At 45.3% G+C, this 7,012-nt stretch carries 6 protein-coding genes; 2 read left to right on the forward strand and 4 right to left on the reverse strand.

Annotated features, from left to right (window positions below; all coding sequences use genetic code 11):
- Window positions 1–19: 19 nt before the first annotated feature.
- The 3 genes from F0364_RS22590 to F0364_RS22600 form a co-directional block, all read right to left on the reverse strand.
- Window positions 20–1,300 (reverse strand): M28 family peptidase, encoded by a 1,281-nt coding sequence (locus tag F0364_RS22590; protein ID WP_153800087.1) that lies wholly within the window; start codon window positions 1,298–1,300, stop codon window positions 20–22.
- A 156-nt stretch (window positions 1,301–1,456) separates the two neighbouring features.
- The gene (locus tag F0364_RS22595) at window positions 1,457–2,191 is read right to left on the reverse strand and encodes a LytR/AlgR family response regulator transcription factor (protein ID WP_153800088.1); all 735 of its coding nucleotides are present in this window, start codon (window positions 2,189–2,191) and stop codon (window positions 1,457–1,459) included.
- 16 nt (window positions 2,192–2,207) lie between these two features.
- On the reverse strand, window positions 2,208–3,254 hold the full coding sequence (locus F0364_RS22600; protein WP_153800089.1) for a sensor histidine kinase: 1,047 nt from the start codon (window positions 3,252–3,254) through the stop codon (window positions 2,208–2,210).
- A gap of 404 nt (window positions 3,255–3,658) precedes the next feature.
- Between F0364_RS22600 and F0364_RS22605 the strand changes: the two genes are divergently transcribed.
- A complete protein-coding gene (locus F0364_RS22605) occupies window positions 3,659–5,389 on the forward strand; it encodes an amidohydrolase (protein WP_153800090.1) in 1,731 nt (576 codons plus the stop codon).
- Between the two features lie 52 nt (window positions 5,390–5,441).
- Here the strand turns inward: F0364_RS22605 and F0364_RS22610 are convergent, their stop codons facing one another.
- Window positions 5,442–6,563 (reverse strand): lactonase family protein, encoded by a 1,122-nt coding sequence (locus F0364_RS22610; protein WP_207632832.1) that lies wholly within the window; start codon window positions 6,561–6,563, stop codon window positions 5,442–5,444.
- Between the two features lie 262 nt (window positions 6,564–6,825).
- Here F0364_RS22610 and F0364_RS29035 point away from each other — a divergent pair.
- Window positions 6,826–7,012, forward strand: a 187-nt coding sequence (locus tag F0364_RS29035) for a hypothetical protein (protein ID WP_207632833.1), incomplete at its 3' end; no start/stop codon positions are given.

A 7,012-nucleotide genomic window follows, 5' to 3' on the forward strand; every position in this document is an offset into this window, starting at 1 on the left:
ACAATATTTTCTTACTGTGTTAATAATCTTCCGGTTTAACCCTTGATGGGGTGTCCTTGCCGCTTACAATGCTGCGGCTGCTGATGGCGATGGCTTTGATGATTTCGGCCATATTGTTCATGTCCAGCGTACCTATTTCATCGCTGGGTTTGTGGTAGTTGGGCTCGTTATCCATTTTAGAGGTGGAAATGGTATGTGCCGGCACGCCCAGTTTTGCCAGGGTTGCATTGTCTGAGCGGTAGAATAATTGTTCTTCGGTATAAGGGTCAGCATAGAATTTAAAGGATGAGCCTTCCAGGTTCTGTTCCAGAATTTTGCCCATGTCTGTTTTATCATAACCGGTCAGGTAGGCGGAGTTCTTGCCCCACTTGCTTTCAGTACCAATCATTTCTATGTTAAACATGGCCATTACATCGGCCGGTTTCAACTGTTTTGAAAAATACTGGGAGCCAAAGCCGCCCATTTCTTCTGCTGTAAATGCCGCGAATACCAGTGTACGTTCATTGTTGTTAAGCGCTTTAAAGTATTTGGCCAGCATAATAACAGCGGTGGTGCCGGCAGCATCATCGTTGGCGCCGTTGTAAATTGAATCGTTGTTTACGGGCTTGCCAATTCCTATATGGTCGTAGTGGCCGGAAAAAACAACCAGTTCACTCTTTTTGCTTTTGCCGGGCAATACGCCTACTACATTAGCCAGTTTAAGCTGGGTAAAACTATGCCTGGCAGTTATGCTAAAACGGGATGGCTTTGCGGCAGCCAGTATAAACACCACACTGGTTTGTGTGGGGGACAATTGCTGTTTAAAATAATCAAGCCGGGCAAAATTTTTACTGAACGATGTATCAACTATCACCACCACTTTTTTGCCTGACTGTACATAGCCATACGCTTTCTGAAAAAGGTTATCGCCTTTGTTTATTCTGCCGGTGTCAAAACCGGATTTATTGGTTACCGTAAGCAAAGGCTGGGTAGTAATTACCAGTACATTTTTTGCAGAACGTTTTACTAAGCCGGTACTATAGCTGGTGCTGATAAGCTTCGGCTTCAGGTAGTGAAACCGCTGCATATAACTTTTTAAACCGGTTAACGGCACAAGGCCCGCCGCTTTAAATTCGGCAGCGATAAAATCAGCGGCCTTATCCAGTTCCGGGGTAAAAGTAAGCCTGCCTTTCATTTCATCGGAAGAAAGCGTTTTTTCTATGCGTTCCACTTCCCGGGCATTGATGATGCTGTTGATATCCTGTGCGTATAAAAAAGAGGTTATTGTTGCCAATAACCCCGTAACAATTATTCTTTTCATTTGAATCTATCTTGTTGAAATATCTTTAAAATGAACAGGCCACTTAATACCCGCTTAAATGCCGCCATGAAAAACCGGACGATGAAGTGATTGCGACGCAATCCCGAACTTTCGGGACCACAAGGCACTGTCGCCGGTATCAAAAAAAATGCGGGGCTAAAAGCTCATCATTTCCTTAAACTTCACGGTTTGCCGGCGGCTTACTTCAATTTTTTCGCCACCTTTTAGTTCAACCAGCAGGCCGCCGTTAAAGTAAGGTTCTATCTTTTCAATCCAGCGCAGGTTAATGATGTGTTTGCGGTTGGCACGGAAGAACATGCGGTCATCCAACCTTTCTTCCAGCGCATTCAACGATTTTAGAATAAGGGGTTTGTTGGTACCAAAGAACACTTTGGCATAGTTGCCCACACTTTCAAACAGGCGTATTTCGCCCAGCTTAACAAACCAGCAGCGTTCTCCGTCCTTTACAAAAACCTGGTCGTTATCGGTAAGCGGGCCGCGGTTGGCCATGCCGTTAACGCCGGCATTTTCTTTCTGAATTTCAAACTGCACTTTTTGTATGGCGTCGGCCAGTCGGCGCGGTTCTACCGGCTTTAGCAGGTAATCCAACGCATTTACTTCAAATGCCTTCAATGCATAATCATCGTAAGCAGTGGTAAACACTACATGCGGGGCCTTTTCCAGCTCAGTCAGCAGGTCGAACCCGGTTTTACCGGGCATTTGTATATCCAGGAAAATAAGGTCTGGGTTTTGCGTTTCAATTTTTTCAATACCCTCATCTACATTGCCCGCTTCGTCAATAACTTCAATGTCTCCAAAGTCCTGCAGTAGTTTTTTTAACTCATTTCTTGCCAAACGTTCGTCATCCACAATAATGGCTTTAATGCTCATAATTACAACGTTTATATTATAAAGATTGAACCGGCAAAATTACTTTTGCTTCTACCAAGTTACCATTCAGATTTTTAATTTCGAAATTGGCTTTTGCGCCGTAGAGCAATTTAAGGCGGTTGTAGGTGCTTTGTATGCCGAAACCCTCGGGGTTAATTTCGCTGTTAAGGCGGCCGGTATTTTGAACAATCAGTTCGTGGTGGTTGCTCCTGAAATCGGAGATAATCTTTACAATGCCGCCATCTACCTGCTTGCTGATGCCATGCTTAATGGCATTTTCCACCAGGGTTTGCAGCATCATGGGCGGTACCTGCTGGTCAAGCGTATCTTCATCAATATCATATTCTATGTGCAGGCGGTCTTCAAAACGTATATGTTCCAGGGCAAGGTAATCTTTTACAATGTTCAACTCACGTTCCAGTGGGGATGTTTCCAGCGTGTCGGCCTTCATGCTGCTGCGCAAAATATTGCTGAGTTCTGTAATGGCAGTGCGGGCACGTTCAGGGTTTTCATCTACCAGTGCCCGTATGCTGTTAAGGGCGTTGAAAATAAAATGCGGGTTAATGTGAGAGCGGATGGTTTTTAGTTCCAGTTCTTTTACCAGCCCTTCCAGCCTTACCTTATCCATCTGGCTTTCCCGGGTGGCATCTATGTAGTGCCAAACATAATAGATGGAGGCCCACACAATAACAATGGGCGAGTTATAAAATATTTCTGAGGTTAACCTTTGCGCAAAAGAGGCCTTCATTTTACTGTCGTACAGTTGCAGCCATTCTACCAGGGAGCTGGTGATGAAGCTGTAAAGGCCGCAGATGGTAATTACCAGCAACAGCAACTCCGTCCATTGCTTTTTACTTAGCGGGGGCAATAATTTACGGTGGGTAATTATTTCACGAAGCAGGTGTGTAAAAAACAAGCCCATAAAAAGCCAAAGTAATATCCGCCTTATAAAAAGGCCCGATATGGTATAATCGAACACCTTGGCAAGAAATATGAGGGCTGCGCCATAAAACGTCCACCCAAGTAGCTGGCACAGCCAATATGGGGATAATCTTGTTTTCATTCAATTAGCAAAATTATTGTACAATGCTGACGGCTGCCGCCCATAAGTGATTAAAGGCAAATACAACAGCTTAATGGTTCAATTTTGTGTTAAATATATACAACACAGCGTAAGTATCATTTGCCTTTAAAAAATAAATGAAAGTTTGGTTACTTAATGATGTTTTTGGGGGTGTCCCCAAGCTATCGCAAGGGGTCGGGCTTTCCGCTCATACTCCGCCACAAAGCCCTGCTGCAAAGTCTTCAGCGGGGTAACCGCTTCAATCCCTCACCCGAAGGTGTAACACGCTGCTGCTTTGCGGGCAATGGCACACATTAAAACCGGCATTTAACCCTGCCGGTTAATAAAACATATTGCCGCTATCCTTGCCGGTTATAACTATCTTGAAGTACATTACCATAACAATGAAATTTTACCTGGCAACTATATGTTTACTGGCACTCTGCCTGCACACCGCAGCGCAAGACAGTCTTAACAGCGACGAGAAAATATTGTTTAATGCCCGCATTTTTACGGCAAACGCACAAATGCCCTTTGCAGAAGCCGTTGCCATTAAAGGCAATAAAATAATGGCTGTGGGTAATTTGTACGAAGTAAGCAAGGCGGTAAGTAGCGCGGCCGTTAAAATTAACCTGGATGGTGGTTGTGTGCTGCCGGGGTTTATAGACAGCCATAACCATGCGGTAGATGGCGGCGAAAGCCTTTCCCGGCCCAATGTAAGCGACACTCTGTTAACGCCGGGGCAACTTGCCGAATACGCAAAGCAGGTAATAAAAAGCGGTGAAGGCATGACGGGCAATTTCCTGGTTATCTATGGCATGAACATTTCCTCCTGGTCTGATATCGGCGGATTAAGCCGGGTATTTAACGCACCGGAATTTGAAAACCAGCCGGTGTTGCTGGTAGGGTCTGACTGGCATACGGAATGGGCCAACCTGCCGGTACTTAAAGCAGCCGGAATTAACAAGGAGTACATTGCGGGGCTTTCAGAAGACAAAAGAAAGTACTTTGGCTATAATAGTTCCTTTGAGCCTAATGGCTTTGTGGCAGACAGCGGTTTTGAAAAAATTGATGCCGTGCTGCCAACCGGTACCAGCGATTATAAAAAGGCGGGACTTAAAGCGATGGAATACAACAACGCACTGGGCATAACCGCCTGGTTAGACCCCGCCGCGGGTAACGTTAAAAACAAGGAATTTCACATACTGGATACCTATGCCTGGCTGGCAAAAGAACAAAAGCTGTCCGCGCATGTTGCCGCTGCCGTTGTGGCCGATGGCAACGGAGATGCGCCGGCACAGGTAAAGGTATTGCGCCGGCTGCAGGCAAAGTATAATACCAATGCCAACCTTAACGTATGTGGGTTTAAGATATTTGCCGATGGCGTTATAGAGCACCCTACGCAAACAGCGGCTCTTTCTCAGCCGTATATTAACAGTGGCTCCAAGGGGGTGCTGATGTTCAACCCGGCCAAATTTGCCCGGTTTGCAACTAATGCGGACAAAGAAAAACTGCTGGTGCATGTGCATGCCATTGGCGACCGTGCCGTTACGGAAACCCTCAACGGTTTTGAAGCCGCCCGTAAGGCCAATGGCTTTAGCGGCATACCGCATACTATTACACATATACAGGTGGCAAAGCCTGCGGATTTTGCCCGCTTTGCGCAGTTAAAAGTGTTGGCATCTTTGCAACTGCTGTGGGCGTTGGGGGATGTTACTACCATTGATATTGTAAAGCCTTATATAGCGCCGGAACTTTACCGCTACCAGTACCCCGCACGTTCTTTATTGCAGGCTGGAACAACCATTTGCGGCGCCAGCGATTGGCCTGTGAGCACCGCCAATCCATTTGAAGCCATGTATGAAGCAGAAACCCGCAAGGGAAAAATGGGCGTACTGGATTCAACCCAATGCATGCCGCGGCTGGCCATGCTGTATGCCTATACCAGCAATGCGGCCAAAGCTTTAATGCTGGATAAAAAAACCGGCTCTATAGTGCCGGGTAAATACGCTGATATGATACTTGTGGACAGGGATGTGCTTACCATTAGCCCCGAAGCCTTCAGGGATACGAAAGTTAGCTGGACAATGTTTGAGGGAAAGATTGTTTACAAAAACAACGAAGCGGTAAAGTAACGTTTCTTTACCGCTTCATCTTATTGGCGTGTATATCACACCTGTAATAATCTTAATTCACTGGTACCATCTTAAGGCACACGGGCTGGTCAACACTAATGGTAACCCCGGTATCTTCCAGCAGGCCGTAATTTTTATTGATCACGAATATCTGTACCAGGTTGCTGTCCTTATTGGCCACCAGCAAAAAACGGCCGGTAGGGTCAACCATAAAATTGCGTGGGTGCAAACCCACCTTTTTATGTTCGGCTTCGGTAAGCTTGCCATCGCTGCCAACGCGGTAAACAGTAATATCGTTGGCGGCGCCACGGTTGCTGGCATAGGCGAATTTACCATTGGGCGTTACATGAATATCGGCACTGCCTTTATCATCTTTGCCACCGGTATTGTCAGAGGCAATGGTTTGTATTTCTGTAAGGGCGCCGTCATTGTACTGGTAAGCTATTATTTGCCCGCTCAGTTCATTCAGCAGGTAAGCAAACTTTTTATTGGGATGAAAAGTAAAATGCCTGGGACCAGAGCCATCGGGAATTTCATAATAAGGCGGGTCAAGGTCTTTTAAGGGAGCAGCGGCATCAGAAGCATTAAAAGAATAGCGGTAAAGCCTGTCGTTACCCAAGTCAGCAGAGAACAGGTATTTTTCATCCGGTGAAAAAACTACACTGTGCACATGCGGCTGTTCCTGTCTTTTTACATTTACGCCATAACCATCGTGTGCAATGTTCTGTACCGCCGGCTGCAGCGAACCATCGGCATTGGTTTTAAAAACTGAGATATTACCACCGCTATAGTTGGCTACCACTACATTTTTGCCTGATGAATCTATGGATACATAACATGGTGCATCACCGTTGCTGGGTTGCTTGTTTAAAAAAACCAACTCCCCTTTCTTTTTATCAAGTGCGAATGCGCTGACAGCACCCTGGTCATTTCCGTTTTCGTTAACGGCATATACAAATTTCTGGTCTTTGGAAACAGCCAGGTAAGAGGGGTTTTCTACGCCCGATGTTTTACTAACCAGCGTAGCTTCTGTTCTGTTGGGGTTAAAGCGGTAAACATAAATACCGTCTTTTTGGTTTTTTGTATAAGTGCCCACCAGCAGGTAATAAATAGGGTTTTGCGCCTGTGCGCCATAGGCAGCCATCAAAAAAAATAACACCAGGTATTTCTTCATACTCATTGTTTTTTATAGAGGTTTAAAGGTAATGGCAAATTACCCAATGAAAATGTAAAGATTTAATGAAAAACACCCGCCCTGCAGGCGGGCGGGCTTATCCCTTTTTCACCATAAAGAATTTTTATGGGCCCGGCTGCAGGAACAATGATAAGGCTTTACTTGCGTCGCACTCGTGTACTGTTGGATTCGCTGCGCAGCTTTTCCCGCAGGGTAGTTTTCCTTGTGCTTTGCTGTTCAAAGTTCATTTGTTTAAAGTTTAATGTTAACAGCAGATATTAAAAAGCTTCTGCACTTCATCATTCAAACAAATTATAAGCCTTTTAAACTTCAACAGACCGGTAACCAGGAACCTGTAACCGGCAACATCTACTGTTCAATGTTTGCAGCAGATATTAAAAAGCTTCTGCACTTCATCATTCAAACAAATTATAAGCCTTTTAAACTTC

Origin of the sequence: Foetidibacter luteolus (assembly GCF_009650435.1) — a bacterium.
GTDB lineage: Bacteria > Bacteroidota > Bacteroidia > Chitinophagales > Chitinophagaceae > Foetidibacter > Foetidibacter luteolus.

Bases quoted from the DNA above. Each gene is read 5' to 3' on its own strand.
- F0364_RS22600 (WP_153800089.1), bottom strand. From the start codon at position 3,254: ATGAAAACAAGATTATCCCCATATTGGCTGTGCCAGCTACTTGGGTGG.
- F0364_RS22590 (WP_153800087.1), bottom strand. From the start codon at position 1,300: ATGAAAAGAATAATTGTTACGGGGTTATTGGCAACAATAACCTCTTTT.
- F0364_RS22595 (WP_153800088.1), bottom strand. From the start codon at position 2,191: ATGAGCATTAAAGCCATTATTGTGGATGACGAACGTTTGGCAAGAAAT.
- F0364_RS22610 (WP_207632832.1), bottom strand. From the start codon at position 6,563: ATGAAGAAATACCTGGTGTTATTTTTTTTGATGGCTGCCTATGGCGCA.
- F0364_RS22605 (WP_153800090.1), top strand. From the start codon at position 3,659: ATGAAATTTTACCTGGCAACTATATGTTTACTGGCACTCTGCCTGCAC.